The 25,589-nt window shown below is 57.6% G+C and carries 26 protein-coding genes and 1 riboswitch; of the genes, 10 read left to right on the plus strand and 16 right to left on the minus strand.

From position 1 onward, the window contains the following. Window positions 1-9: 9 nt before the first annotated feature. Complete coding sequence (locus tag SJQ66_RS02135) at window positions 10-1,044, plus strand: IclR family transcriptional regulator (RefSeq protein WP_407691467.1); 1,035 nt, start codon at window positions 10-12, stop codon at window positions 1,042-1,044. On the opposite strand, the gene SJQ66_RS02140 is transcribed toward SJQ66_RS02135, so the two are convergent. The 3 genes from SJQ66_RS02140 to SJQ66_RS02150 all read right to left on the minus strand — a co-directional run bounded on the left by SJQ66_RS02140 (window position 1,041) and on the right by SJQ66_RS02150 (window position 3,624). Further along, the gene (locus tag SJQ66_RS02140; protein ID WP_320533811.1) at window positions 1,041-1,946 is read right to left on the minus strand and encodes a LysR family transcriptional regulator; all 906 of its coding nucleotides are present in this window, start codon (window positions 1,944-1,946) and stop codon (window positions 1,041-1,043) included. The two genes, SJQ66_RS02135 and SJQ66_RS02140, sit on opposite strands and share 4 nt — an antisense overlap. A gap of 11 nt (window positions 1,947-1,957) precedes the next feature. Then, window positions 1,958-2,278: a DUF6388 family protein gene (locus SJQ66_RS02145; protein ID WP_024905353.1), complete on the minus strand. Its 321-nt coding sequence runs from the start codon at window positions 2,276-2,278 to the stop codon at window positions 1,958-1,960. Window positions 2,279-2,421: 143 nt separating this feature from the next. Then, the gene (locus tag SJQ66_RS02150) at window positions 2,422-3,624 is read right to left on the minus strand and encodes a mandelate racemase/muconate lactonizing enzyme family protein (RefSeq protein WP_024905354.1); all 1,203 of its coding nucleotides are present in this window, start codon (window positions 3,622-3,624) and stop codon (window positions 2,422-2,424) included. Window positions 3,625-3,813: 189 nt separating this feature from the next. Between SJQ66_RS02150 and SJQ66_RS02155 the strand changes: the two genes are divergently transcribed. Next, the gene (locus SJQ66_RS02155; RefSeq protein WP_320533812.1) at window positions 3,814-4,968 is read left to right on the plus strand and encodes a LacI family DNA-binding transcriptional regulator; all 1,155 of its coding nucleotides are present in this window, start codon (window positions 3,814-3,816) and stop codon (window positions 4,966-4,968) included. Window positions 4,969-5,055: 87 nt separating this feature from the next. Here SJQ66_RS02155 and SJQ66_RS02160 read toward each other — a convergent pair whose 3' ends face one another. The 4 genes from SJQ66_RS02160 to SJQ66_RS02175 all read right to left on the minus strand — a co-directional run bounded on the left by SJQ66_RS02160 (window position 5,056) and on the right by SJQ66_RS02175 (window position 8,383). Continuing rightward, complete coding sequence (locus SJQ66_RS02160; protein WP_024905356.1) at window positions 5,056-6,018, minus strand: 5-oxoprolinase subunit C family protein; 963 nt, start codon at window positions 6,016-6,018, stop codon at window positions 5,056-5,058. Continuing rightward, window positions 6,015-6,866, minus strand: coding sequence for a 5-oxoprolinase subunit PxpB (gene pxpB / locus SJQ66_RS02165; RefSeq protein WP_024905357.1), 852 nt, complete (start codon window positions 6,864-6,866; stop codon window positions 6,015-6,017). Before pxpB ends, SJQ66_RS02160 begins: the two co-directional genes overlap by 4 nt. Window positions 6,867-6,937: 71 nt before the next feature. Then, window positions 6,938-7,372 (minus strand): VOC family protein, encoded by a 435-nt coding sequence (locus SJQ66_RS02170; RefSeq protein WP_024905358.1) that lies wholly within the window; start codon window positions 7,370-7,372, stop codon window positions 6,938-6,940. Between the two features lie 225 nt (window positions 7,373-7,597). Further along, window positions 7,598-8,383: an amino acid ABC transporter ATP-binding protein gene (locus SJQ66_RS02175; RefSeq protein ID WP_046154115.1), complete on the minus strand. Its 786-nt coding sequence runs from the start codon at window positions 8,381-8,383 to the stop codon at window positions 7,598-7,600. A 511-nt stretch (window positions 8,384-8,894) separates the two neighbouring features. On the opposite strand from SJQ66_RS02175, the gene SJQ66_RS02180 reads away from it, so the two are divergent. Next, a complete protein-coding gene (locus SJQ66_RS02180; protein ID WP_024905360.1) occupies window positions 8,895-9,875 on the plus strand; it encodes a nucleoside hydrolase in 981 nt (326 codons plus the stop codon). A 26-nt stretch (window positions 9,876-9,901) separates the two neighbouring features. On the opposite strand, the gene SJQ66_RS02185 is transcribed toward SJQ66_RS02180, so the two are convergent. Beyond that, window positions 9,902-11,260, minus strand: coding sequence for an omega-aminotransferase AptA (locus SJQ66_RS02185; protein WP_046153297.1), 1,359 nt, complete (start codon window positions 11,258-11,260; stop codon window positions 9,902-9,904). A gap of 161 nt (window positions 11,261-11,421) precedes the next feature. Further along, a riboswitch (cyclic di-GMP riboswitch) is annotated at window positions 11,422-11,502 on the plus strand. A gap of 91 nt (window positions 11,503-11,593) precedes the next feature. Between SJQ66_RS02185 and SJQ66_RS02190 the strand changes: the two genes are divergently transcribed. Continuing rightward, window positions 11,594-12,451, plus strand: a complete 858-nt coding sequence (locus SJQ66_RS02190; protein WP_320533813.1) for a spherulation-specific family 4 protein — start codon at window positions 11,594-11,596, stop codon at window positions 12,449-12,451. 219 nt (window positions 12,452-12,670) lie between these two features. On the opposite strand, the gene SJQ66_RS02195 is transcribed toward SJQ66_RS02190, so the two are convergent. Together SJQ66_RS02195 and SJQ66_RS02200 are read right to left on the minus strand one after the other, a co-directional pair. Continuing rightward, window positions 12,671-13,099 carry an organic hydroperoxide resistance protein gene (locus SJQ66_RS02195; protein ID WP_024905363.1) on the minus strand — a complete coding sequence of 143 codons (429 nt, stop codon included), beginning with the start codon at window positions 13,097-13,099 and terminating at the stop codon, window positions 12,671-12,673. 184 nt (window positions 13,100-13,283) lie between these two features. Next, on the minus strand, window positions 13,284-13,778 hold the full coding sequence (locus SJQ66_RS02200) for a MarR family winged helix-turn-helix transcriptional regulator (protein WP_320533814.1): 495 nt from the start codon (window positions 13,776-13,778) through the stop codon (window positions 13,284-13,286). 196 nt (window positions 13,779-13,974) lie between these two features. On the opposite strand from SJQ66_RS02200, the gene SJQ66_RS02205 reads away from it, so the two are divergent. Beyond that, window positions 13,975-14,688, plus strand: a complete 714-nt coding sequence (locus SJQ66_RS02205) for a tail fiber protein (RefSeq protein ID WP_320533815.1) — start codon at window positions 13,975-13,977, stop codon at window positions 14,686-14,688. A 104-nt stretch (window positions 14,689-14,792) separates the two neighbouring features. On the opposite strand, the gene hydA is transcribed toward SJQ66_RS02205, so the two are convergent. The 6 genes from hydA to SJQ66_RS02235 all read right to left on the minus strand — a co-directional run bounded on the left by hydA (window position 14,793) and on the right by SJQ66_RS02235 (window position 20,721). Continuing rightward, a complete protein-coding gene (hydA, locus tag SJQ66_RS02210) occupies window positions 14,793-16,259 on the minus strand; it encodes a dihydropyrimidinase (RefSeq protein WP_320533816.1) in 1,467 nt (488 codons plus the stop codon). A 224-nt stretch (window positions 16,260-16,483) separates the two neighbouring features. After that, window positions 16,484-17,152, minus strand: coding sequence for an amino acid ABC transporter permease (locus SJQ66_RS02215; RefSeq protein ID WP_320533817.1), 669 nt, complete (start codon window positions 17,150-17,152; stop codon window positions 16,484-16,486). Between the two features lie 4 nt (window positions 17,153-17,156). Further along, window positions 17,157-17,834: an amino acid ABC transporter permease gene (locus SJQ66_RS02220; RefSeq protein WP_320533818.1), complete on the minus strand. Its 678-nt coding sequence runs from the start codon at window positions 17,832-17,834 to the stop codon at window positions 17,157-17,159. Window positions 17,835-17,839: 5 nt separating this feature from the next. Continuing rightward, window positions 17,840-18,685 (minus strand): amino acid ABC transporter ATP-binding protein, encoded by an 846-nt coding sequence (locus tag SJQ66_RS02225; protein WP_301291069.1) that lies wholly within the window; start codon window positions 18,683-18,685, stop codon window positions 17,840-17,842. A 23-nt stretch (window positions 18,686-18,708) separates the two neighbouring features. Beyond that, on the minus strand, window positions 18,709-19,557 hold the full coding sequence (locus tag SJQ66_RS02230) for a transporter substrate-binding domain-containing protein (RefSeq protein WP_320533819.1): 849 nt from the start codon (window positions 19,555-19,557) through the stop codon (window positions 18,709-18,711). Window positions 19,558-19,773: 216 nt separating this feature from the next. Beyond that, window positions 19,774-20,721: an N-carbamoyl-D-amino-acid hydrolase gene (locus tag SJQ66_RS02235; RefSeq protein WP_024905372.1), complete on the minus strand. Its 948-nt coding sequence runs from the start codon at window positions 20,719-20,721 to the stop codon at window positions 19,774-19,776. A 552-nt stretch (window positions 20,722-21,273) separates the two neighbouring features. On the opposite strand from SJQ66_RS02235, the gene SJQ66_RS02240 reads away from it, so the two are divergent. Genes SJQ66_RS02240 through SJQ66_RS02260 form a run of 5 tightly spaced genes read left to right on the plus strand, consistent with a single transcriptional unit; the run spans window position 21,274 to window position 25,526 of the window. Beyond that, window positions 21,274-22,437, plus strand: coding sequence for a hypothetical protein (locus SJQ66_RS02240; protein ID WP_320533820.1), 1,164 nt, complete (start codon window positions 21,274-21,276; stop codon window positions 22,435-22,437). Beyond that, window positions 22,434-22,943, plus strand: coding sequence for a phage tail protein (locus tag SJQ66_RS02245; protein ID WP_081765160.1), 510 nt, complete (start codon window positions 22,434-22,436; stop codon window positions 22,941-22,943). Before SJQ66_RS02240 ends, SJQ66_RS02245 begins: the two co-directional genes overlap by 4 nt. Next, a complete protein-coding gene (locus tag SJQ66_RS02250; RefSeq protein WP_024905375.1) occupies window positions 22,940-23,134 on the plus strand; it encodes a DUF5908 family protein in 195 nt (64 codons plus the stop codon). The genes SJQ66_RS02245 and SJQ66_RS02250 overlap by 4 nt, the downstream gene beginning before the upstream one ends. Beyond that, window positions 23,131-23,850 (plus strand): CIS tube protein, encoded by a 720-nt coding sequence (locus tag SJQ66_RS02255; RefSeq protein WP_253464879.1) that lies wholly within the window; start codon window positions 23,131-23,133, stop codon window positions 23,848-23,850. Before SJQ66_RS02250 ends, SJQ66_RS02255 begins: the two co-directional genes overlap by 4 nt. A gap of 2 nt (window positions 23,851-23,852) precedes the next feature. Further along, window positions 23,853-25,526: a phage baseplate assembly protein V gene (locus SJQ66_RS02260; protein ID WP_253464877.1), complete on the plus strand. Its 1,674-nt coding sequence runs from the start codon at window positions 23,853-23,855 to the stop codon at window positions 25,524-25,526. Window positions 25,527-25,589: the final 63 nt, after the last annotated feature.

Genomic DNA, 25,589 nt, shown 5'->3' on the forward strand with positions numbered 1-25,589 from the left:
GACAGCGCGATGGACTGCGGCCGGCTGGCGTCCTCCCTTGTGACGGAAGCCACCGATGGCGAGAACCTGTCGCAAGCGCCCTCAACGTTGAGGGCGCGTCCCGCATTGCCCGCGGCGACACCTCCTGCCGGTGCGCAAACCTTGCTTCGCGGCCTCGCCGTACTCGACGCGGTGGGCAACGGCATACGCTCATTGAAAGCGTTGGGTGAGCGGCTGGGCACCACGCGCAGTACCACGCACCGGCTTGTATCCACGTTGGTGGTCGAGCGCTACTTGCGGGTGAGCGGTGGCCAATATTTCCTGGGACCACGCGTGCTGGAGCTTGGCTTCCAGGCGCGTGAGCAGATCCCGTTGGCGGCGCTCGCGCGGCCCTATCTGGACAAGCTTGCGGCATTGACCGGGGACACGATCCATCTTGCCGTGCGTGACGGTGAGGACGTGCTCTATATCGAAAAAATCGCCGGACGCCAAGGCTTGCAGATGCGCTCGCGTGTAGGGCAGCGCATGCCCATCGCGTTGACCGGGGTTGGAAAGGCACTGATTCTCGATGATTCCCCCCAGCAATGGGAAGCGCTGTTTCGCGGCGCGGCGATACGTGACGATGCTCATGCGCGGGAGCGTGGCCGTGACGACGATGCTGATACCGCGGCAACTGTCGCGGCGTTGGCATCGCATCGAACCGGCGTTGCCCACGCGCGCGGCCGTTTCGAACCAGATGACGCTTTAGCACGGATCGCCAGCGCCTGGCATCCGCGCGCCGATGTGGTACTGCCCGCACATACGCGACCTAGCGTAGAAGACCTGCTGGCGCGGATGCAAACCTACGCTGCCGGTGGTTATGCATTTGACCTTGAGGATAACGAACCCTCCATTCGCTGCGTCGCCGCCCCGGTTCGTGATGCGAGCCATGCGATTGTTGCGGCGATCAGCGTATCGAGCACCACCCCCTATATGCCGCATGAGCGCATGGCGGCGCTCCAAGGCGTGGTGATTGACGTCGCCCACGCATTATCGGCCGAACTGGGGTGTCCGACAGGCCGCTAGGGTGCGTCATTGGTGAATCGCGTATGGGTGTCGGCGATTGGCCGCGTGGCATCCACAACGCATTGCGTGAAGCATTCCAACATCTTTTTGCGCGGTTGAACGTTCCGTTCGAGTATGCCGATTTCACGATGGAATGTTTCTTGGCCGAGTGATAGCACACGCACCGCATCACCAAGGCGTAACGAAGCCGCCATCGGTACCAGCGCGACACCAACACCATGCGCCACAAGATCGACGATGGCCTGCAACTCGTCCAACTCGACAATCTCCTGCACATTGATGCGAGCGCGGCGCAGAAAGCGATCCACGAGACGGCCTCCGAACGAGCCCGTGTCGTAGCGGATAAAGGGTTGAGACCGAAGCGCGTCACGCCAAGCGGCCGCCTGCATCGTCGCGGGTGCCAGTACGACATAGGGCTCACGCCGCAGTGTACGCCAGCGCAATTCAGGGGGAATCGCAAAGGGTGGCTTGATCAGCACGGCCAGGTCGGCATCGCCTCCATCGACCATCGACAGCAGGTTCAACGACACGCCTGGTATCAGACGGACACGCCAGGCAGGCGCGGCATCGCGAAAACGCTGCAACGCCGGGACGAGGAAGGAAACTTGCGCCGATGCGATCGCGCCTACCCGTAACTGTCCCCCCTGCTCATTGTCTTCCTCGGGATGCGCGAGTCTGGCATAGACAGCCAGCAGTTCTTCCGCCACGGTGACGGCGCGCTTGCCGGCGGCATTCAATCTGGCGGACCGCCCCGTGCGATCAAACAGGGGGAATCCAAGTTCCTCTTCCAAGCGCTGCATCTGGGCGCTGACAGCCGATTGCGTTACGCCGATATGCGCACCGGCGCTCGCGAACGTGCCAAAGCGCACCACTGCAAGAAAGGTTTTCAGTTCGCGCATCATCGCGGCTTGCGTTAATGAGCCGCCGTCGGTTTACGATATTCCTCGAGCGTCATTCCCAACTCCTGCGCCGCTTCCCGGTCGTAGGCATCGGACAAGCGCTCGCGCTCGGCTGGATCGTCGACGCCAAGCCGCAGGAGATAGCGGTAGGGATCGAGGTTGAACATCCGCGCCTGCTGTCCAATCGCGCGTTCGATATGAAAGCGGCGCGTCTCGTCTTCGCTGACATCGTGCTGCCGTGCATCCGATATCGCGGCCATATCAATACGATTGGCAATTTTGGGGTTTTTTTCGAGAAACCGACGGGTGGCTTCGGCCAATTGTTCGGGACTCATATAGCGGGCCTGTGGAGAGAGCAATGCACCAGGGAAAGATTCGCGCTACCGCCATCGGTTTCATTCGATAATGCGGCACGCCCATGATACTGTACAAACATACAGTGAAATAAGCAAGTGCCATCCGTAGCGGGTGCCGCGCGCTACACCGTGCTTTCGCGGATTGTGCAATCGGTGCGGGTTTTGACGCTAGGTTGCAATGCGGCACCGATGCCGGGTGCATCCGGCGCCAGCACGACGCCATCCTTGATCACGGGAAGCGCTGTCAGCAAATCGCCGTACCATGTCGACAGCGACGCACGGACGACTTCCTGGAAGATCGCGGTACGCGCGTGCAACGCCAGGTGCAGACCGGCGAACAACGCAATCGGACCGGTGCAGTCGTGCGGCGCCAGCGGCCGTGCATACGCTTCCGCCAACGCCGCAATCTTCCTCGCGCCAGTGAAGCCACCACACCAGACCAAATCGAGCATCACGTAGTCCACGCCATCGGCGGCCAGCAGGTTGCGGAAGGCGGGCAGCCCGGACAATGTCTCGCTTGCGCAAATCGGCGCGCGCGTGCGGCGCCGGATGTCGGCAAGGGCATGGGCGTCGTCCATTTTCGATATCGGGTCCTCGACCCAGAAGATGTCGTATGGTTCGAGCGCCTGGCAAATGCGTAACGCCGTGGTGGCATTCCACAAGCTATGCAGCTCGCACATGATCTCGATCTTATTGCCCACCCGATCGCGGATGTCCTTGAACGGCTGGAGGCCGAGCTGGATCTGCTCCGTGCTGAGTTGATTCGCACTGTCCCCCGTTGCAAATCGGTCGAACGGCCAGATCTTCATGGCGCGATAGCCTTCCGAGAGCAGGCTTTCGGCCAGACCCCCCGCGTCGCGTTCAAACGCGATCTGGTCGTCATATGGCCCGACTGCCGCATCGTCGCCACCAATGACACGGCGACCGGCACCGCTGGTGTTGTAGTCATAGCCTGCGCAGGTGTTATAGACCGGGATGGACCGACGTGCGGCGCCGCCCAGCGCCTCGAAAACAGGAATGCCATGGCGTTGGCCGTGCAGGTCCCACAGCGCAATATCGATCGCGCTGGCGGCGCGAATTTCCGCCCCCGCACTGTGATACCCCACATAGGGCGCGCCCATCACGTCCGCGATTGCCGCAATGTCCCGCGCATCCTTACCCAGCAATTGCGCGCTGGCCACTTCATGGATAACCGCTTCCGCGGCCGTTGCGCCGCGAAACGTTTCCCCCAGGCCTACTCGCCCGTCATCCGTTTCTACTTCCACCCATAAAAGCTTCGGGCGCTGCGCGAGACGAAGCGTCCGTATCTTCGTGATCTTTGCCATGTCTCCCCCTATTTTTATGATAAGACATCGTATCACGCGTCGATTTTTTGGCTTATCGGGGTACTACCTGCGTCTGGCGCGATTCTTTTTTATAGCGTTCTCACGAGTAATAAAAACACTTGACGAGAACGGTGTTGTGTCGAAGTGATTTTGGTGGAAACCGTCGTCATCGGCTACAATCGCGCTGCCATGAGCACAAAACGTCCGCCCCGTTCGCCGCAGTCCCATGCGGCCACCGATGTCACGCACGACGTGCCGTCGCCTTCATCCGCCCCGTCGTCGGTGTCCGCACCGGTACTTGCCGAATCGCCGTCCGCCGCGCCATTCGATGGCGATTTCACGCGCGTTGCCCTGATTGATGTCGCGCGTCGCGCCGGCGTGTCCACCGCGACGGTGTCGCGCGTGTTGAATGGTACGGCCATCGTGCGCGAGGATAAGCGCACCGCCGTGCGCAAGGCCTGCGAAGACCTGGGCTACGTCATCAATGGAGCGGCACGCGCGTTGTCGTCACGTCGGAGCAAGACTATTGGCGCGGTTGTCCCGACGCTGAAAACGCAGACGTTCTCGCGCATGCTGACGGCGTTCCAGCAACGTGTGCATGACGAGGGGTACACGCTGTTGTTGGCCAGTTCACAGTTCGATCCGCAGCTCGAGCTGCAGGAAGTGACAAATCTGCTCGAACACGGCATCGACGCATTGATGGTGGTGGGGCACACGCACGATCCGAAGATGTGGCAGCGCATTGCACGAAGCCGTACGCCCTGCATCCAGACGCTGTCCCTGGACCCTGACCATCCCAGTCTGGGATTCGACAACGCGGAAGTCGGACATCAGATCGCCGATCATCTTGTAGCGCTCGGTCATCGCTGCATTGGTGTGATCGTCGGGACGCCGTCGACCAACGATCGTGTCTCCGAGCGTAACGCCGGCATTCGCAAGCGGCTGGCGGAAGCGGGCCTGACGTTGCCTGACGATCGCGTCATCGCGGATGCGTTCAGTCTGGAAGAGTCGCGCGAGGCGATGTTGCGGCTGCTGGCGCAACCAGGCGATCGACCCACGGCGATCATCTGTGGCAACGACCTGCTGGCGTTTGGCGTGTTGCTGGCGGCCCGGGCATCGGGCCTGCGGGTGCCGGAAGACGTCTCCATCGTCGGCTTCAATAACTACGACTTTGCCGCCCATTTGTCACCGCCATTAACCACAGTCAGCGTCGATCTGGTTCAGGTGGGCACGGATTCGGCGGATTACCTAATGCGCGAACTACGTGGTCGCCCGCGTATTGCTTTGCCGCGTGTACGGACGGAATTTGTCATACGCGGAAGTACCGGTCCTGTACCTGTCTGACCGGAACGCGTCGCCCAAGGAATGCATATATCGGGTAAATCACCGTCGCAACATCACGTGTGGATTTGGTATGGCGACGGCGGGTTGTCAGAACGTGTAGCGCTGCCAGGCGGCTTCGCGCACGGCCTTCAACGCCGTGGCGCGTTCGCGCAGTAAGTTCTGGGCCGTTCGCAGGTCGGTCAATTCGAAGCGGATGGTGTCACCGGGCGCGCACTGCGCCAGTTTACCCAGATCCGCGCCAATCACCTGGACAATTTTAGGATAGCCGCCGGTGGTTTGACGTTCCGCCATCAACACAATGGGCTGACCGTTTGGTGGCACCTGCATCGCGCCGAAGGTAATGGCCTCCGAGAGGATGTCGCGCTTGGTCGCACGATCGAGTACGGGTCCTTCAAGGCGATATCCCATCCGGTCCGACTGCGTGGTGATCGTGTAAGGTTGGCCAAGCAGTGTCTCGCGCGCGTGATCGTCGAAATGGTCCCATTCCCGTCCCGGCATGACGCGCACGGTGTCACCTATCCGGTCCTTGAGCAGGGCGTTCAGGACCGTGCTTTCGAACGGCAGCGCCGGCAAGTCGATCTCGTGCGAACAGGCGCGCAGTGTGTCGCCCGCTTTCAACGCGCGTCCATCAAGTCCACCGACGCGGCCGCGTAGATAGGTGCTGGCGCTGCCCATGAAAATCGGTGCGTCAAAGCCGCCGCGTATCGCCAGGTAGCAACGCACGCCATGTACGCGGCGGCCAAACGTCAAGCGTTCGCCGGCACGCACGGCGGTAGGTTCGGCTTGATTGACGGGAATACCATCGATCTCGGCGGACAAATCGGCCCCGCATAGCGCGATGACGGCATGTTCCGTGAAGTGCAGTACTGGCCCGAGCATTGTGATTTCAATCGTGGGCGCATTCTCGTCGTTGCCCAGCACGACGTTCGCCAACGTCTGCGACAACGTATCCATTGCACCAGACACTGATAAACCGAGATGTTGGTGGCCGTATCGGCCCCGGTCCTGGAATGTGGATAACATGCCCGGTTTCACGACATCGATCGTCATACCGGTTGCTCCCTGGCAATCGCCTTGAACGTATCGCTATCGATAGGTACGAACTTGACGCGGTCGCCGGGCGACAGGAGAAAAGGCGATTCCGCCTTCGGGTTATAGAGCCGAAGCGGCGTCCGGCCCAGCAGATGCCAGCCGGTGGGCAGGTCGAGCGGCATGATGACGGTCTGTCGATTGGCGATCGATACCGTGCCCGCGGGAACAAGCATGCGAGGACTGGCACGCCGGGGCAGTGCGAAGCGCTGGTCCCACAATCCGAGATAGGGTGCACCCGGTGCGAAGCCGACCATGAAGACGCGCGCATCGGCACCGCTATGCGCGGCGATGAGCGCGTCGCGGTCCATGCCTGTCGAGTGCGCGACATCATCGAAGTCAGGCCCGTATTCGCCGCCATAGCACACCGGCACCTCGATAACGCGCGCGGTTATGTCGGTGCCTCCGTCATGTGCCGTGAGCAGAACATGCATTTCGCGGCACAGCGCGTCGAACGGTATCTCGTCGGCATTCACGTCGCAATCGGCGGCGTGGTGTGCATGTCCGCACACGATCTGTTCCGGAAGATAGTGAACCGCAACGCCTGCGAACATCGGCACGACATCGACAACGCCACGAATGGCTTTGGCGCGAACGCGGTCTGCGAAGCGGCAGGCGTGCTGGTTGACGTCAAGTGATATCGTCTGGCCGAATTCCACGATCAGACAGCAGTCACCCGATGGCATCAAGCGCGGCGCCTCAGGTGTACCGACGGGTAGCGGTGCGGACGTGGCTCCTATCGCTTGGCCGGGCGGCACACTGGCACCGGCGGCCGGGGCGATCGACGGGGCCGCTTCGATTTCTGGCATGGGTTTCCTGAAAAGAAGGGGAAACAAAACACGCAGCGTCTATTCTGCCACGACGCTTCTGCGCCATGCGCCTACTTCGCAAACAGCGAGTTGATGTTTTTGAATGCCTTGAATTCCAGTGCGTTACCTGACGGATCGAGGAAGAACATCGTCGCCTGCTCGCCGACTTCACCCTTGAAGCGGATATAGGGTTCGATGACAAACTTCGTGCTGGCGGCGACCAGGCGATCTGCCATTTGTTGCCACGCGTCCATTGATAGCACCACGCCGAAATGCCGTACCGGCACGCCATGGCCATCCACCGCGCTGGTTTTGTTGTGACCACATTCCGATGGCGCCAAGTGCGCGACGATCTGATGTCCGTGAAAGTTGAAGTCGATCCATTCGTCGGAACTGCGTCCTTCGGAACAGCCTAGGACCTCGCCGTAGAATTGACGTGCGACCGCGATGTCATGGACCGGGAAGGCAAGATGGAATGGCGGAATGGCGGCGGTTGTTTCGCTCATGATTGTCTGACCGGTTTACGTCGGCCCTGGTAAAAGCATTGGGGGTGTCGCGCGAATTTTTCGCGGAACGCAGTTGACAAGCGGCATTCTATCAATGCGTTTTACTGTTGAAAAACGATATTATTTAGTAATCGAGTATCAATAATATTGATGAATCGATGCTTCCAACGTGGGATGGCGCAGGCGTTGACGCCACGGCCAGCGTCAACGCCCATGTCACGTAGGTTAGTGCAGAATCTGCTCAAGGAAGCCGCGTGCGCGTTCGCTCTTCGGCTGGGTAAAAAACGATTCAGGGTCCGACTGCTCCACAATATGGCCTTGGTCCATGAAGACGACGCGGTCGGCCACTTCTCGGGCAAAGCCCATTTCGTGTGTCACGCACAACATCGTCATCCCTTCCTCCGCCAGCGTGCGCATGGTTTCCAGCACTTCTTTCACCATTTCCGGGTCTAACGCCGACGTTGGCTCATCGAATAGCATCACCTTCGGCTGCATGCAGAGGGCACGGGCGATTGCGACCCGTTGCTGCTGTCCCCCCGACATCTGTGATGGATACTTGTGCGCCTGATCGGCAATCCGGACCTTTTCGAGATAGTGCATCGCCAGTTCCCTTGCCTCCGCCGCTTTCATGCCACGGCCGTGTATGGGAGCGATCGTGCAGTTTTCGAGGATGGTCAGATGGGGGAACAGGTTGAAGCTTTGAAATACCATCCCGACGTCGCGGCGAACGGCGGCAATATCCTTCGTATTGTCGGTCAGTACGTGGCCGTTGACTTGAATCAGGCCGCCATCATGCTTTTCCATTCGATTGATGCAACGGATCAGCGTCGACTTCCCGGAACCCGACGGTCCACAGATGATGATCTTCTCGCCTTTCTGCACATCGAGGTCGATTTCGGAGAGCGCCTGGAACGTGCCATAGCGCTTGTAAACGGCCTCCAGCAGCACGATCGACGACCGGCGCCGCAGGGGAGTGACCGCCGGAGCGGGGGTTTCTAGTATCTCGGACATCAGGTACTCCGCGCAATCTCAGGAACAAAAGCCGACAAGTAAACCCGCCGCCTGTCGAGGTGTACGTTGGTTTGGGTGGCAAGCCATCCGGCCTGACCCGCCGAACCCACACAGGGATTCCCCTTATTATCCGGATACAAAAGAACGATGCAAAACGTAACATGTTACGTAATGGCCGGGCATGGTATTGCGTGCATCCAATGTTGGATATCCGCCGCAAGTATGCGTTTCCGAGCGATTGTCAGCATCGCTTGAAAATCAGCGGGCGAGGACGGCAGGCTCTTCGACAAAACCGGTGCGGCATTGCGATGTCGGATATCACGGGTAACACGCAAGGCGGCATCAAGGTGTCTAGGATGTGGAGGAGGCGTACGCGAGGCGTGGAAACAGGCCGATTGGCCGACTCGTGTGGGGGCAGGGGCTGCGTTAAAGTTTGATGCGTCAAATGCATTAAAGCAAACACGACCAACCGGCAAAGGGGATCCTCTTGGAACCTGTACGGAACAATGACGTGGCGCGGCTCGAGCCCGCGGTTACGACGTCGCGCACGCGCGTGATTCTGGATACCGATCCTGGTGTCGACGACATGCTGGCGATGTGCATGCTGCGTGCTACCTCGTCGATCGACTTGCTGGGCATCACCACGGTGTTTGGCAACGCGCCGCTCGATCAAACCACGCGCAATGCCTTATTGCTTGCGGAGCGTTTCGACTTGCGCTGCCCGGTCGTGCGTGGCGCTGCCGTGCCGATGCCTGGGGCGCCAGCGCCACGCTATGCGCTAGATGTGCATGGCCGCACGGGGTTGGGCGACGAAGACTGGCCAGATCCGCAACGGACGGTGGCATCCGACGACGCGGCCGGCTTTATTATCGAGACTGTCCGCCGCTTCCCCGGAGAAGTCGTGCTCTTGGCGGTGGGTCCGCTGACCAATCTTGCGCAGGCGTTACATCGGGCACCCGATCTCGCGGTATTGGTAAAAGCGGTCGTTGTCATGGGCGGTGCATTTGGCACCGGAGGCGTGACGGGCAACATCACGCCAGCGGCAGAAGCGAACTTCTACCAGGACGCGATCGCTGCAGATCGGGTATGCGCGGCCCGATGGCCATTGACCGTCGTGGGGCTGGACGTTACCGCGAAGTCGGTGCTGTCGTCGCAAACCCTACAGGAGATGCGTGATCATGGAGGCCCGCATGGGGCCTTTATCTGGCGCGTATCCCGCGCCTATGAGCGCTTTTATCAAGGCAAGGGGATCCCCGGCATCTGCCTGCACGATCCAGCTGCCCTGGCCTATATCGTGCAGCCATCGCTTTTCACGGGCCGCATGGGGCCGGTGCGCGTCATCACCAATGGCGAGGCAATGGGCCACAGCATTCAGAAACCGGCCGGCCAGGGTTTCGGTCCAAGCGTCTGGGATGACCGTCCCGACCAGCAGGTTCTGATCGATGTCGATGTTGCGGCATTTGTCGCCTTGTTCCGGCGCCTGTGCGGTTGATGGCGATGGAACAAGGAGAGGACACTCTAGGCAACGTCGCGCAGGATCCTGGCGATGGTTGAAAACACCTGGTCGATCTGTGCTTCGCTGATGATCAGCGGAGGCGAGATTGCCAGGATGTCACCGGTACAGCGGATCAGCAGGCCGTGCTCCAAGCATTTGACAAATACCTCATAGCCGCGTGCACCCGGCGCGCCTTCACGAGGTGTGAGATCAATGCCGGCCACCAGACCGAGGTTGCGAATGTCGCGCACGTGCGGTGCATCGCGCAGTGCATGGGCGGCGGCTTCGAAAGGCGCTTCGAGTGTGGCGGCGCGTTGGAATAAGCCATCTCTCGCATACAGGTCGAGCGTGGCAACCGCGGCGGCGGCGGCCAGCGGGTGGCCGGAATACGTGTAGCCGTGGAAAAGTTCGATCGCGTTCTCTGCCGCGCCCTGGACGATGGCATCGTGTATGGAACGGCCAACGGCAACGGCGCCCATCGGCACGGCGGCATTGTTGATGGCCTTTGCCATTGTCAACAGGTCCGGCGTCACGCCAAAGCGATCGCTGGCGGTGGCGGCACCCAGGCGTCCGAACGCGGTGATGACTTCATCGAAGATCAGGAGGATGCCGTGCTTGGTGCATAGTGCGCGCAACCGCTCCAGATAGCCCCGCGGCGGAATCAGGACACCGGTTGACCCCGCCATTGGCTCGACGATCACCGCCGCGATCGTCGAGGCGTCATGCAACGCGACGAGTCGTTCGAGATCGTCGGCAAGGTGCATACCCTCCACCGGCTGGCCTTTTGTAAAGGCGGCAGCCGGATCGTACGTATGCGGTAGATGGTCGACATGTGGTAGCAGGCTGTTCGCGAACATCTTGCGGTTACCGGCAATGCCACCCACGGACAGGCCGCCGAAGTTGACGCCGTGATAGCCGCGCTCCCGCCCGATAAGGCGGGTACGTTGTGGCTCGCCGCGCGCACGATGATAGGCCAGCGCGATCTTCAACGCCGTATCCATGGATTCGGACCCGGAATTGGTGAAAAAAATCCGGTCCATCCCATCCGGCATAAACGCGGCCAGCTTCGTGGCGGCTTCGAAGGCAATCGGATGGCCCATCTGGAAGGGCGGTGCGTAATCCATTTCCGCCGCTTGGCGCGTGATCGCGTCGACGATCTCCTGGCGTCCGTGGCCGGCGTTGACGCACCACAAACCCGCCGTTGCATCTAATACCTGTCGATCATCGATTGTCGTGTAGTACATGCCTTTTGCCGCCTTGAACAGGCGCGGCGCTGCCTTGAACTGGCGGTTGGCGGTGAATGGCATCCACAAATGCGACATGTCGGGCGCGACGGACGACACGGAAGAGGATGGCAACGATGATTCAGCGGTGGTGCGCATGGTGTGTTCCTTTTTGCATATCGATCATCGTAATAAACCAATTTGCGTAAGGCCCGATACGGTGTGCTTTCTTTGGGCACGCCGTACTGTGTTAATTCTCAGGACTGTACTGCATATATTTCGTGTTAACCACCTAAAGATTTCTTTCATAGCTGACGATAACCTGTCATTGGCAAACCCGGAGCGATCCGGCGACGCAAAGCTATAGGGACTCCACGTGCTGGAGTTAGCCAGTTGCCTGCCGCCCTAACCGGCAGGCCAATCGATGTCGCGCAGCCCACTCCATGCGGAAGACCGCGAGGGCGCGTGCATCAGGAGGCAGAGAGGGACATCGTGCGTCATTCCGTTCGTATCACGGCCGGCACCGGCCGGTTTTTCAAGATGACCCGTGCTGCTTGGAGAGGCGTGCTGGCTGCCTTGACCATGATTGTCGTGGCGGGACAAAACCCGGTCCATGCGGCAAGCACGACGACGGCCACGTCGTCACAAACCATGTCACTGACCGTGCCTGCCTATTTCGATCCGGTGGGCAAGGGCCTCGGTCTTTGGAACGATCTGGCGACGACAGCGTCGAAGGTTTCCACCACCGTCATCTTGAATCCGAATAGCGGTCCGGGCAAAACGATCGACATCAGCTATACGGTCGCGATTGCCAAAGTGCATGCCGCGGGCGGCAAGGTGATCGGGTATGTCTCGACGCAATATGGCAAGCGATCGTTGTCGAATGTCGCTACCGACATCAACACATATCTATCCTTCTATAAGGTGGATGGCATCTTCGTGGATGAGATGACGTCGGATGGTACGACGGCCCACATCCAGTATTACCAATCGGTCTACAACTACATCAAGGGATTGTCGCCATCGCTGTCGGTGATGGCTAATCCGGGTACCGATATGGCGGAACAATACGTCACGTTGCCGACGGCGGACCAGTTCGTCACGTTCGAGGACACCGCGAAGAAGTATGCGAAATATACGCAGCCAAAGTGGCAGGCCAACTATCCGGCCAGCCGCTTCGTACATATGGTGATCAGTGCCGCAGCGGCGGATATGCCTGCCATTGTCTCGTCTGCCGCGACGCATCACGCTGGCAGTGTATTTGTTACTTCCGCCGGCATGCCCAATCCGTACAAGAATCTAGGTACGTATTGGAGCGACCTGGTGGTAAAAGTGTCTGGAATGAAATAGCGCGGCGGCATGATCGAGTGCGCGGGTGCCTCGATCAGATGGCGGTGGGTATGCTACGCCAGTTACTTTCGGAGCCTGCCGCGCGTTTCAGGCGGCATCAGGAAGACGAGCAATGGGCACGTGTTCCCTTCCGCTAGCCGTGAACCGGAGCGCCTGATTGCGCCTGGCGGGTTCGCGCCGTTGCGGCCGGATGACGGCGGCAACGCACGCGCAGACCTTTTAAGCGAGCGTCAACGTAACGTCGATGTTGCCGCGCGTTGCGTTCGAGTACGGGCATACTTGGTGCGCCTTCTCGACGATGTCTTGCAGCGTTTCGCGTGCCAGGCCCGGTGCGCTGATCTTCAACTCGACCGTGATGCCGAATCCGCCTGGGATCTGGCCAATGCCCACGCTGCCGTCAATCGACGTGTCCGCTGGCAGGGCAACCTTATCCTGGCCGGCGACGAATTTCATAGCGCCAATGAAACATGCCGAATAGCCGGCAGCGAACAATTGTTCCGGGTTCGCGCCTTCGCCACCGGCACCGCCAAGCTCACGCGGTGTGGTGAGTTTGACGTCGACGAACTTGTCGGACGTTGTCGCGCGGCCGTCACGGCCACCGGTTGCTGTGGCGTGACCGGTATAAAGGACTTTTTCGGGAGAGGCCATGGTGTTGCTCCTTTGCTGTTGAAAACGACGATCGTGAACCACCATCTTATTTAGTGAGAGGCAGAATCACGTCCTGGAAGACGAGAGGACAGTTCAAGCGTATTGCACGCAAATTAAATCGATTACTATTAAAACGTACACTATATGAATCTAAGACAACACTGGCAAGCCGCTGCTTAGCAGCTTACTTCTCAGCTGTTGCGCGTCCCAATTCCGATCGGAGCGCTTCCAACTGTTGCTTCAACCCTGCGAGTTCGTCGATCGAGCAGGCCGTTGCACAGAGGACATGCTCAGGAACTTGCTCCGCCTGAACACGCAATGCCGTGCCTTCAGACGTTAAACCAATCAACACCTGACGCTCGTCATGCAACGCTCGAGTACGGGTCAGCAGACCGGCGTTTTCAAGACGTTTCAACAATGGTGTCAAGGTTGCAGAATCCAGGGATAGCCGATCGCCGATAAACGACACGGTGACATCATCGCGTTCCCATAACACCAGCATGACCAGATACTGCAGATACGTCAGATTCAGACGCTTTAGCAATCCCCGATACAACTTGTTCATCGCTAAGTTCGTTGAATAGAGCGAGAAGCATAGTTGATTTTCCAGCGCAAGGACGTTCAACCGTTTCTTATTGGTTGAGGCTTTCGCTCTGGCGGTGGTGTTTTTCGCGTCCATGAAGCAGATATTACATAGTGCACGATCAAATAGCAAACTATTTTTTATGCCCGTTTTGTGTGGTCTCTCGTCAAACAGTTGGCCATTTGGGGAAGCTTACCAGCAAAGAACGCAATCGCTAAAGTTCGCTATGTGTCATGCAGGTCACAAACGATGGCCGCCGCATCTAGTTATTTAAAAGTTAACGGGAGTAACAATGGAAGATAAGACATTCCGAAAAAACATCAACGATGCCAAAATGGCGTTTGCTGCTGGGAAGGTGCCGACACAAGGCAACTTCAGTGACCTGATTGACACGGTGGCGAGTGCCGGGTTCACGAAAGGCATGATTATGATGTTTGCTGGATCCAGTATTCCGGATGGTTGGGCTTTATGCGACGGGTCTCGTGACGGTGTACCTGACTTGACCGGGCGATTTATCCTCGGTGATGCGCTACCCACCGCGTCGCCGGGTAAAGGAAAGCAATCGAACCATAAGTTCACGTTTGAAAATCCACAACTTTCGGTCTCGCCGCAGTCCTTCAGTGCAATGTTAGTAGGTGAGACAAGCGAGCATGCGCTCGTGGAGAAAGAGCTCCCCGAGCATTACCACTACGACGGCGTTCGGCAAGCCGTTCAGAAAAGCGGGCCAGCGTCGACTGAGCCATTTCCGGAAGGACTCGCGGAGTACGGCATTGACAATATTCCGGGCAAGGTCCTTAACCCGCACAACGCCGTATCGACTTTGAGCCAGGGGTCTTATCCGAGGATGACTATTCGGGGAAGTCACGTGCCGTTTATCCGTACATCATCGACCGGGAAAGATCATGGGCACAAGCATCAGATCAACGATACGATGACTATTCGGCTAGATGCCCCCTTCAATGTGTCACCGCCCTGTTACGCTCTGGCCTTCATAATCAAGCTTTAACGTCGCCAGTCAGCATAAGTGATCGAAGTCGGCTACTGATACGGCACATCAAACTAGGGCAGCGCGAGCCGCCGACAGCAGACAACGGCAAGTCGGTGGGTTGATTAATGATCGACCTTTTCAAACAGCCTCCGCAAAAAAGACGCTCGTTCGCCTGGCTCTTTCGCATTCGCCACCGGCTCCGGTGTACCGCGCGGAATCTTCCAGCCGCGGCCAGCCACGGCGTTTAGCGTGCCCTTATCGATGATGACATCGCCGCGGCTAATCACCGTTTCAGGCCAGCCGGTAATGTGATGCCCTTCGTACGGCGTATAGCCGACGTTATCGTGCAGCATGTTCGCAGTCACGGTGACTTGCTTGTCTGCGTCCCAGATTGCGATATCGGCATCCGCACCCGGCGCGATCGTGCCTTTTCGCGGATAGAGGCCATACATCCTCGCATGGTTCGTCGAGGTCAACGCTACGAACTGGTTTAACGTGATACGGCCTTTCTTCACGCCCTCGGAGAACAGGATGGGCATCCGTGTTTCGAGCCCCGGCAGGCCATTTGAAATCTGCTTGAACGTGGTGTCGTCGCCATGCGGCAGCTTACCTGTCACGTCGTAGCGGTACGGCGCGTGATCGGACGAGAACAGCGCGATATTGCCTGACGCTAGACTTTCCCACATCGCTTGTTGCGAGGCCGGATCACGCGGCGGCGGGCTGCAGCAGAATTTCGCGCCTTCGGTGCCGGGCAGATCAATATCGTCCGCGGTCAACACCAGATACTGCGGACAGGTCTCGCCGTGCACGGAGGCGCCCATCGTTTTAGCGCTATGAATCACGCGCGCGCCGCCGGCGCTGGATACGTGCACGATCACGACCGGCACTTCCAATACGCATGACAGTTGCGTGGCACGATTCGTTGCTTCATCCTCTGCGAAGACATCGTGCGCGACCGCATGATATTTCGGTGCCGTATAACCAGCATCAATGAGCTTGCGGGCAATCCAAGAGATGACATCGTCGTTCTCCGCATGCACCATCGGCAGTGCGCCTTCGCGCGCCGCCACGGCAAAAACATCAAGCAATTGCTTGTCGTTCAACTTCATCTTCTCATAGGTCATGAAGACCTTGAAAGACGTGATGCCTTCGCGGACCAATACGGGCAGGTGCTCGTTCAACGCCTCGGGCGTCGGGTCCGTCATGATCAAGTGATAGCTGTAGTCGATGACGGCTTGCGGCGCTGCCAGTTCTTCATAGTCACGCGCAATTTGCATCAGCGATTGCCCGCGATGCTGCGCGGCAAACGGGATGATCGTCGTGTTGCCGCCGTACGCGGCGGACACGGTCGCCGAGTACCAAGTATCGGCGCACATGATGCCCATGCTCGACAGCTGTTCGACGTGTGCGTGGCTATCGATTCCACCTGGCATCACCAGCTTGCCTGCTGCCTGAATGTCGCGCGTTCCAGCGGGTAGCGCTGACGCGACCGCGACGATACGTCCGCCTTTGATACCGACGTCACCCACAAAGTCTTCGGAAGAGGTGACAATGCGGCCGCCGCGGATGGTCAAATCGAAATCGTTCATGCATGTGTCCTCGTTCGCGCGGGATCCGTCGATGCCTTTGGAGGTTTTGCGGCACGCCACCGAAGAAAGCCCGACCATTCACTAAAATAACTAATATCCTACCAGCCATGCCAGGTAGTCGGGGAGGATTTCCCAAAATATCGACGATGCGTCGCTGACCACGCTGTAACTTTTTGCAGCGCCTTCCATGGCATCAACGAGACCGCGCAAAGGAACTGCATCTATCAAGTTGCATGCTTTTGCTCGAAGCGACGGAGTAGCCTGACGAGCGGCCAAAGCATTGCGAGGTAAACGAGTGCGGCCAGCATGATGGGCGAGGGGTTATATAGCAGTGATTGCGCGTCACGCGCCACGCGTAACAACTCCGGCAGCGCAACGACGCTGGCGATCGTGGTCAGCTTCACCACTTCGATCGTGTTGCTGATCAGTTCGGGCAGGACGGTGCGAACGGCTTGCGGTATGACAATCAGCACCGTCGTTTGTACCGCGCTCATGCCGGTTGATCGGGCGGCCTCTTGTTGGCCTTTGGGAATACTTTCGAAGCCCGCACGCAACACCTCGCCGTAATAGCTGGAATTGTTCAGCATGAAACCGATGGCGACTGCCAGCAATTTCGGCATGTCCCATCCAAGGAACGGGGCGCCAAAATAGATGAAGATCAGTAGCACCAGCGGCGGCACCGCGCGGAACAAGTCAATATAGGCGGCCAGCAAGAAACGCGCGATCCGCGAGCGCAGATGATGTGAAAGTATTGCAACCACCATTCCGGCTGCGAAACCGCAGGGAATGACCAGCAGCGAAAGGCCAATGGTCATCGCCAGTCCGCGCAGCAAAAAAGGCGCTACCTGAACGTAAACGTCCCAGTTGAAGAAATTGTCGAGTATGGCTTGCATGACGTCAAACCCGCCAGGTAAAGCGTTTTTCCAACCATCGTCCAAACAGCACGAGCGGAATGAAGATGATGAGGTAACCAAGTGCGCCCATTGTCAAAGGCGTGGCGCTGCCTAAGTTACTGCTGGCGGATTGCGCGTTGTTCAGGATTTCATTCAGTGCGACGACGGATCCGAGGGCAGTGTTTTTCGTGGTCGAGATCGCGCGATTCGTCAAGGGCGCCATCACGAGCCGGATGGCCTGTGGCAGGATCACCAGTCGCATTGTCTTGATCCAGCTCATGCCGGTCGACCGCGCTGCTTCCGCTTGCCCCTTCGGCACCGAGATAATACCGGCCCAAAATAACTCTTCGGCAAACGCCGCGAGCACCAAGGCCAGTGCGAGCCACGTGGACTGAAAGGCAGAGAAGGATAGCCCGATCGACGGAAATGCGTAGAACAGCATCATGATCACGATCAGCGGCGGGAGTGCGCGGAGAATATCGGCATAGCCGATGATCAGAACGTCGAGCCAACGTAATTGGAGCGAACGGATCAATGCCAGCAGGAGGCCGCCAGACAAGCCAGTCACGATGACCGCGATACCCAATTGCAATGTCACGACCATGCCCTTGAAAATATCGGGCAAGACGGTCTTCGCGATGGCGCCATTGAAAAACGCGTGCTGCAGTGCGACGAGATCCATTGCCATTAGTCCGCCATGGATGTTGTCGGTAACGTCGCTGTCGTCGATGGCGCGGCGACGTTTGTCAATAATGATTCAGATGGCGCATCGGCGTGATGGACATCATGCGACTGGTTCAGGAAAGAGGATAGGAAGGCACGGGTGCGGTCATGCCGCGGTTGGGAAAAAATTTGTTCTGGCGGCCCTTCCTCTACGATCACGCCGCCATCCATGAAGATAACCCGGTCGGCGGCTTCACGGGCAAATGCCATTTCGTGGGTTACCACGACCATTGTCATGCCACTCTTGCTTAACTCGCGCATGACGTTCAGTACGCTACCAACGAGTTCCGGATCGAGTGCACTGGTGGGTTCGTCAAACAGCACCAACTCCGGTTCAAGCGCAATTGCACGGGCAATGCCGACGCGCTGTTGCTGACCGCCCGATAGCTCGCCTGGCTTCGCAGTCGCCTTGTGCGCCATCCCCACACGTTCGAGTGCGGCCATGCCACGCTTTTGGGCTTCGGTTTTTGACAATTTCTGAACGTGACGCAATGCCAGCGTCACATTATGCAAGACGTTCAGATGCGGGTACAGATTGAAGTGCTGGAACACCATGCACACCTTCTGCCGCATCTTGTTCAAGTCGACGCCGGGGCGGTTGATATCGATGCCGTCAACGACTATCTGGCCGCCTGTAGCGGCTTCAAGCCGGTTGCAGCAGCGCAGCATGCTGCTCTTGCCGGAACCGGATGGGCCGATCACGGCAACCACTTCACCTGATCGCACTCGAAGGTTGACCCCCTTGAGCACCGCGTGATCGCCGTACGACTTATGCAGGTTGACGAGTTCGAGGATAGGGGTGTTCTTCATGAGGCGTATCTCTATTCAACCTATCAGTTGCAGACGACCTTGACCGGAGTGGCATCGTAGCCCGGCATGTCGGGTACACCTTGACCCGGCACGACCTTCACGGCAGCCGAATCGGGCCCTGGCGTCTCGCCAAACCACTTTTGCGCCAGTTTGGCGACCGTGCCGTTCTGCTTCAGGCACTTCAACGCCATTGAAATGCGATCCCGACCGGCTTTGTCGTCCGGGCGGAAAGCCAGCGACCATACCAGACCCGTGCCGACAGTAAAGGTCGTCTTGAGTAGCGGGTTTTGCTTCGCCGCCCAGGCCGATACGGTATTGCCCGACATGTTGGCATCCGCGCGACCCGCCAAGAGCGCCTGTATGGCGTCGGCATTGCTGCCGTACACGTCGTACTTGAAGCCATACTTCCCGGCGTTCTGACTTGCCCAGACGTCATAGGCCGACCCTTTGTTGACGGCGATCGTCATGCCCTTCAAGTCTTCGAGCTTCGTAATCGGCTTGGCGGCTTTCTTTTGTACGAACGTGTAGTCCGTATTAAGGTAGCCTTCGCTGAACAACAACGATTTGGCTTTTTCCGGCGTCACCGTCACGGGTGCGAGGATGAAATCGTACTTTTTTGACAACAGGCCCGGAATGAGTGCAGAGAACTCCGTTCCGTCGATGTCTATCTTCTCGTGCAATTGGGCCGCAAGCGCGTTGCCCAAGTCGATATTGAAGCCTTGCAGGCCGCCACCCAAGGTCCGCATCGCATGCGGTGCGTAGTTCGCATCCACGCCCGTCTTCAATGGGCCCGCCGCATGGGTGCTGAGCGCCGACACCGACAACAGGACGGCCATGCCCGTGGTTACGAGATTCTTACGGAAAAACGTCATTGAACTACACCCCGTCGTTATAGGAGAACAAGCAGTTTCGAGCCGGCTTTATGTATGAAGCAGGAGGCTGCGCACGCTTCCCCGGCACTACCGGGTCGACGTCGAATCGAGGGGTGACGCTCATGTAACCCGGCATGCCCAGAGGATGGTGTCATCATATCCGCACCAAATTAATGCACTGTTATGCTTTTTTATGCCCCAGGTATAACGTCGGCGTTATAGTTTGGGAGGCAACGTAACGCCTGTTTGATCGACGATGCGACGGTAGTGATGTGGCTGGCGGTGCATCTCGAAATTAAACATCTTGGTCTTGCCCTGAAGACAGGCGTTTAGATCGATATCGGCGATCAACACTTCGTCGTCGTGGCTTTCGGCCTGGGCCACCACCACACCGTTCGGGTCGACGATACAAGACCCGCCGATCAGGCCGAATCCGTCTTCCACGCCCGCCTTGGCAACGCTAATGGCCCACGTGGCGTTCATATAGGCGTTTGCTTGCGTTGCTATTGTTGAATGGAACGTCCGCAGCGGTTCATCCTCGGCGGTCCCGCCGTTCGGATCATATGCCGCCGAGTTATAGCCCATGACCATCAGCTCAACGCCCTGAAGTCCATATTCCCGCCAGGCTTCCGGCCAGCGACGATCATTACAGATGAGCATCCCCATGACCGGCGCGTGCCAGTCCTCCGCACCGTAAAAAGCCTGAAAGCCCAGGTCGCCATATTTGAAATAGCGCTTTTCCAATTGTTGTACCGGTTCGTCGATGCGGGGCTCGACGGTTCCGGGTAGGTGGACCTTGCGATAATGTCCGAGTATGGTGCCGTCCGGCCCAACGGTGATCGCGCTGTTATAGTGATGACCCTCCGCGGTCAGTTCCGCGTATCCAACATAAAAGCCTACCTTTAGTGCTTTCGCGCGCTCGAAAAGGCCGGCAACCTGCGAGTTGGGCATGGCATTTTCAAAATAGCGGTCTACTTCGTCCGGGTCCAGCAGCCACCGCGGGAAAAAGGTCGTGAAGGCCAGTTCAGGGAATACGACCAGCTTTGCGCCTTGCGCGGCGGCCCGTTCAAGCAGGGTGACCATTCGGTCGAGCGTGTGTTGCCGGCTGTCCTGTAATTGGGTCGCGCCCATCTGGGCAGCGGCCACGCGTAAGAGTCTGGGCATCGTTTATCGTCCATCATGTCGCGATAGAATCGTGACGGCTAAATTGTTCGCTTGGTGCCTGCCAATCATCCGCTGGCACTGTGGCGTTCGCGGCGATCTTGCCGCGCGATTCGCTTGAAGTCTTTTGCGCGGCACCATGCTTGCTCTGATGGGGGTGCGTCGGCGAACGCGCTACGTGCATCCTAGGCGAAAAAAAAGACCTCAGGGTATGCGACTTTACAAACAGGGTATACGGTTACGCTATACCCACCCCACGCAATTCAGCGAAAGCGGTGACCTATGCAGTGTCGTCGGGCAAACACGCCGGGATGCGCTTGCGCTGACATCCTGTTGGCCGGATGGTCGATCTATTCGACATGCTGCGCTTTTTGCTACATTTGCAGGAAAGGTAGCACGCTAAACGCCGTTTGACCTGGCGCCGCTTTTTTCGGGCCGGTGGCGTGACGAACACACGCTATCGCCGGACTTTACCTGGCCGTTCCGCAATATTGACCTGGTAAATGGCTACGAAAAGGAACATATATAAGTAGTACTACAGAGTAAAAATGGCAAATGACGAAATCAATCGTAGAAATCGACACGGACATCCTATCGTCGATCGACGAGCAAGAACGTACGGCCATGCCCGTATTTGTGGGAAGCCGTCCTGGAGGCGTAGATGACATCGTCGTCAAAGGAAAATCGTTCGCGGAAATAGCTAAGAACGTACTTGATCAGCGAGGCGATTGGGAAGAGATTCTAAAGGATACAGTCAGATCGTTCTTTGCCAATGGCGGCGAACTTTGTTATGTACTTTTACATGCCGATCTAAAATTAACCCGCGAGATTAACCATGTTGTTGCCTTAGTCGAACGCTATGTACCAGATGGCACGCTGCTTTCCATGCCTGAAGTACCAGGATACGAACAACGGTGGGAAGAAATTCTAAAAGCGGCCGCAAATACAAATCGGCTATTTTGTCTTATCGACATGCCCAACCATCCGGGGGACGAATATCAGGCTGCATCCGCATTCCACCGTGCATTACCTGACGAAGTGAAGTCGGTGAGAGCGGCATATTGGCCCCGTTTGCAGGAACAGGTGATCGAGCGAAATACCATCAGAAAGGTGGAAGTTGCGCCATCCGGCGCCGTTGCCGCCGCTATACAACGCACCGATGCCACAGCGGGGGTCTGGGGAGTGCCGGCCGGCGTAAAGCTGCCGTCTGTCCTTGGCCTAGCCATTACACCGGAAAAGAAAAAAGAGCCCGACTTCGAAGTCAATACCATACGCATTTTTCCTGGTCGTGGTGCGCTCCTCTGGGGTGCACGAACTCTTGCAACGGATCCGAAAAATCCTGGAGCGTATGTGCAAACCAAGCGGACGATGCAATTTATCCAGCATGGATTGCAGGCGCAACTGCGAGAGATGGTTTTCGAGGTAAATGACGCGTTGTTGTGGCGTACCTGTGAGGCGCGCGTGACAGTGTGGCTGACGGAGCTATGGCGAACGGGCGGCTTGGCCGGTGCGACGGCCAAGGACGCATTCCAAGTGCACGTGGGAGAGGGCGTAACGATGACACTTGAGGATATTGCGCAAGGGAAGCTGATCATCCACGTAACGTACTCGCTACATCCGGTTCTCAGTGACGTGCAATTAACGTTGACCATGCTGCAAGGTGAATCGCGGGTTAGTGTCAGCCAAATAGGCAGTGCGCAGCAAGGAGGCAAGGCATGAGGTCGGAGACGCTATTTGAGCCGGCGGTTGGATATCGCTTTGTTGTGGGATGTTTTTTTCGACCCGAAGGAACGGGGGTCTCCGGCGCATTAGGTACCGCAATGCGGCTGGTGCCCAGTCCACTGGACTTCCGATTTCAGCGCATCTCCGGTTTGCAGCGGCAGGTAGAGACAAGCAGCTTTCGGCAGGGTGGCGACAATGTGGCCACGATTTCCCTGCCCGAGCGGGTTACCCATGGCAACTTGGTATTGGAGCGGGGCGTGATGACGCTCTCCCCACTGACGCTTGCGTTCGCCGATGCGATGAGTCGCTTTAAGACCCATCCATGCGATGTGACCGTGTCGCTGTTAAATCATTTGTCGCTACCTATCAGTACTTGGACGTTCGTCAATGCCATTCCCGTTGCCTGGCGCACTGGCGACTTGGATGCGACGAACTCATCGGTCTTGGTGAACTCGCTTGAACTTGCCTATCGGGAAATGCACTTCCTTGGGGTAAAAGCATGAATGAAATTCACGAACTGATCATCGAGGCTCGCATAGACGGTGGTGTATCCAGGGATCATGAGGCCCGGAGCCGCCGCGCCAACGAAAGAGCCAGGCAGGTTGAGAGAGCGCATTTGGTCGACGAGATCGTGCGTCAAGTGATGCAACAGCTACGCGCCGATCTGGCGATTGAAAATGGGAGGTCGTGGTGAATGTGATCGATAAGATTCGCGGAGGCTTGAGTAAGCTAACAATCATTGCCTATAAAGACGTCGCACTTACGACGGAAGTTGGGCGCATGGAAGCAATGTACAACCCGGAAGCGCTCTCGCTCGACTACGCGGCGCGATATGAGGAGGAACCGGCGTTAAACGATCCGATTCAGACAACCGCCTTCGTTGATGCAAATGCCGGGCGGCTCGATATCCAGTTGATATTCGACGGCTCGCTGCCTACCCATCGGGAGCCAGTGGAGGCACAACTGAGTCGCTTACGGTCCTTATGTTGCGTCGTAGATGCGACAAGCGGACAGACCCGATTTCTGAAAATTCAGTGGGGTAGTTTCAACTGGCACGGACATGGCTATTTTGCATGCCGGATGGAACGGCTGTCCGTGCGGTATACGCTTTTTGATCGGGATGGTTCGCCTTTACGCGCGACGGCGAGCCTCAATGTCATCGAGGACGTGGAGCCGGGAATTCAGCGAGCCAAGCTGGGCGTGCGCAATCCGCAGCCGTCAGTGGTTCAAGTTATCGCGGGAACGGGGTTATCGCTAATGGCCGCGGCGCAGTCGGCAACGGTAGGGGCCGTAATGGTGGACAAGCCGCCGGTGGATTATCTGGAACTGGCCAAGGCCAACGACCTCGACCATCTAGATGCCATTCGGCCTGGTCAGGCGCTTGTCTGGCCTGCTGGGAAAGGAGCTTGATCATGACGGCATCGCCATTCTGGGAACAACCGTTAGTCATTGAAGTAGATGGTAAAACGCTGCAGTACATGAAGGTCTCACAGGTCGATATTACGCAGCGTGTCAATAACATTCCGAACCTCGAGTTGCGTCTGGTGAGGCAATCCTCGTTGCAAATCGGCCGTTGGGACGAAGTAAATCGCGACGCGGACAAATGTGTGCCTGGCAGAAAGGTAACGCTGCGTATAGCGCTGCCTGGCTCACTTAAAAACGTCGTGCTTTTTGATGGAATCGTGGTCAGCCAACGGATCACCTGGGCTGGACCTAATCCGGAACTTACACTACGTGCGGTACATCCCTTGCACAAGCTGATGGGCCAGCCGCGTAGTCGCGCGTATCAGAAAACGACCGACCAAACGGTCATTCAGACCTTGATAGGCGAACATGCAACGGCGGGCCGTATTGACGTCAAGGGAGGCGAACACGAGCAGTTACTGCAATGGCAGTCGAGTGATTGGCATTGGTTGCGCCGCCGTATGCGAGCGTGCGGGGTATGGCTTTTGCCTCACATGGACCGGGTTGATTGTGTGACACCCAGTCTGTCGAACGGCGACATATTCAAGATTAGCGGCGAGGCCTCCGAGAACGGGCACCCGACCAGGATTGTTGAAGCAGAATGGTATGTTGATAACAGCGGCCTTGCGGCGACAATCGAGGCCAGTTGTTGGAACGTGGCGGAACAAAGAATTTCGGAGCCGAGACGTGCCAAGCCGACAAAATTGGCCACGGGTGGTCTCGATCCTGGGCGTGTGAAAGCTTCGATTGAGGAGACATGGCGGTCCTTCTATCCGTTGCCACTGATGTCGGACGATATGCAGCACCTTGCGGACGGGCGTCTTTTGGCGCAAGAGGCTGCTGCGGCACAAGTGCGATTCGTGCTATACGCGAACCAGGATACAGTGCGCTACCGTCTAGGCGATACCTTGGAAATTAGCAGCCTGGGAGAACGGCAGAATGGCCAAGGCATCATCACTGGCATACGCCACCAGTGGTCACGCGGTAGCTTTCTGACAACCGTGTTCATTGGTCTGGATGATATTGCGCAAAGTGATGCCGCCGCATTACCGCGTGCCGACGCGTTGACGGTCGGAATAGTTGCAGAGTACGAATCGGATGCAACGCATTGTGATCGAATACGTGTCGTATTGCCGGAACTCGGAGAAACGCCCATTTGGGCACGTTTCGCCAAACCTTATGCAAGCGCCGGGCGGGGCTTTCATTTGTATCCGGAGTCGAAAGACGAAGTGCTCGTTTCTTTTATCGACGACGATCCACGCTTTCCTGTCATTTTAGGCGCAACCCATAATCCGGTGAATGCTGCGCCAACGTCGAGCGATCAGGGTGATCATCCTCGCTTCTGGAAAGGCTGGATTTCCGAAAGTGCGGAGGCTGAAAAACCGAACGGCATTAATTTTTCGAATAACTGCGTTCGCATTGAGACTCAAAAAGGTGCACTATTTGTGGGCTTTGATGAAATGGACAAGAAAGATAATCATCGCGCAATAGTTCAAATAGGAAAATCAGGTATCGAGGGAAAATCTGAAAATATTACATTACGTTCTACAAATAATATGACCATTGCAGCAGAAAAAGAAATGGAAATTCTCGGGACTATGATTAATCTTAAGAAATCTTGAGATCGACATTGCCGATGCTCGACATGAGCAATCGATATCGCATAGCGCCCTCATCAGGGGAGA

The sequence above is a fragment of the Robbsia andropogonis genome (assembly GCF_034047095.1).
Lineage (GTDB): Bacteria > Pseudomonadota > Gammaproteobacteria > Burkholderiales > Burkholderiaceae > Robbsia > Robbsia andropogonis.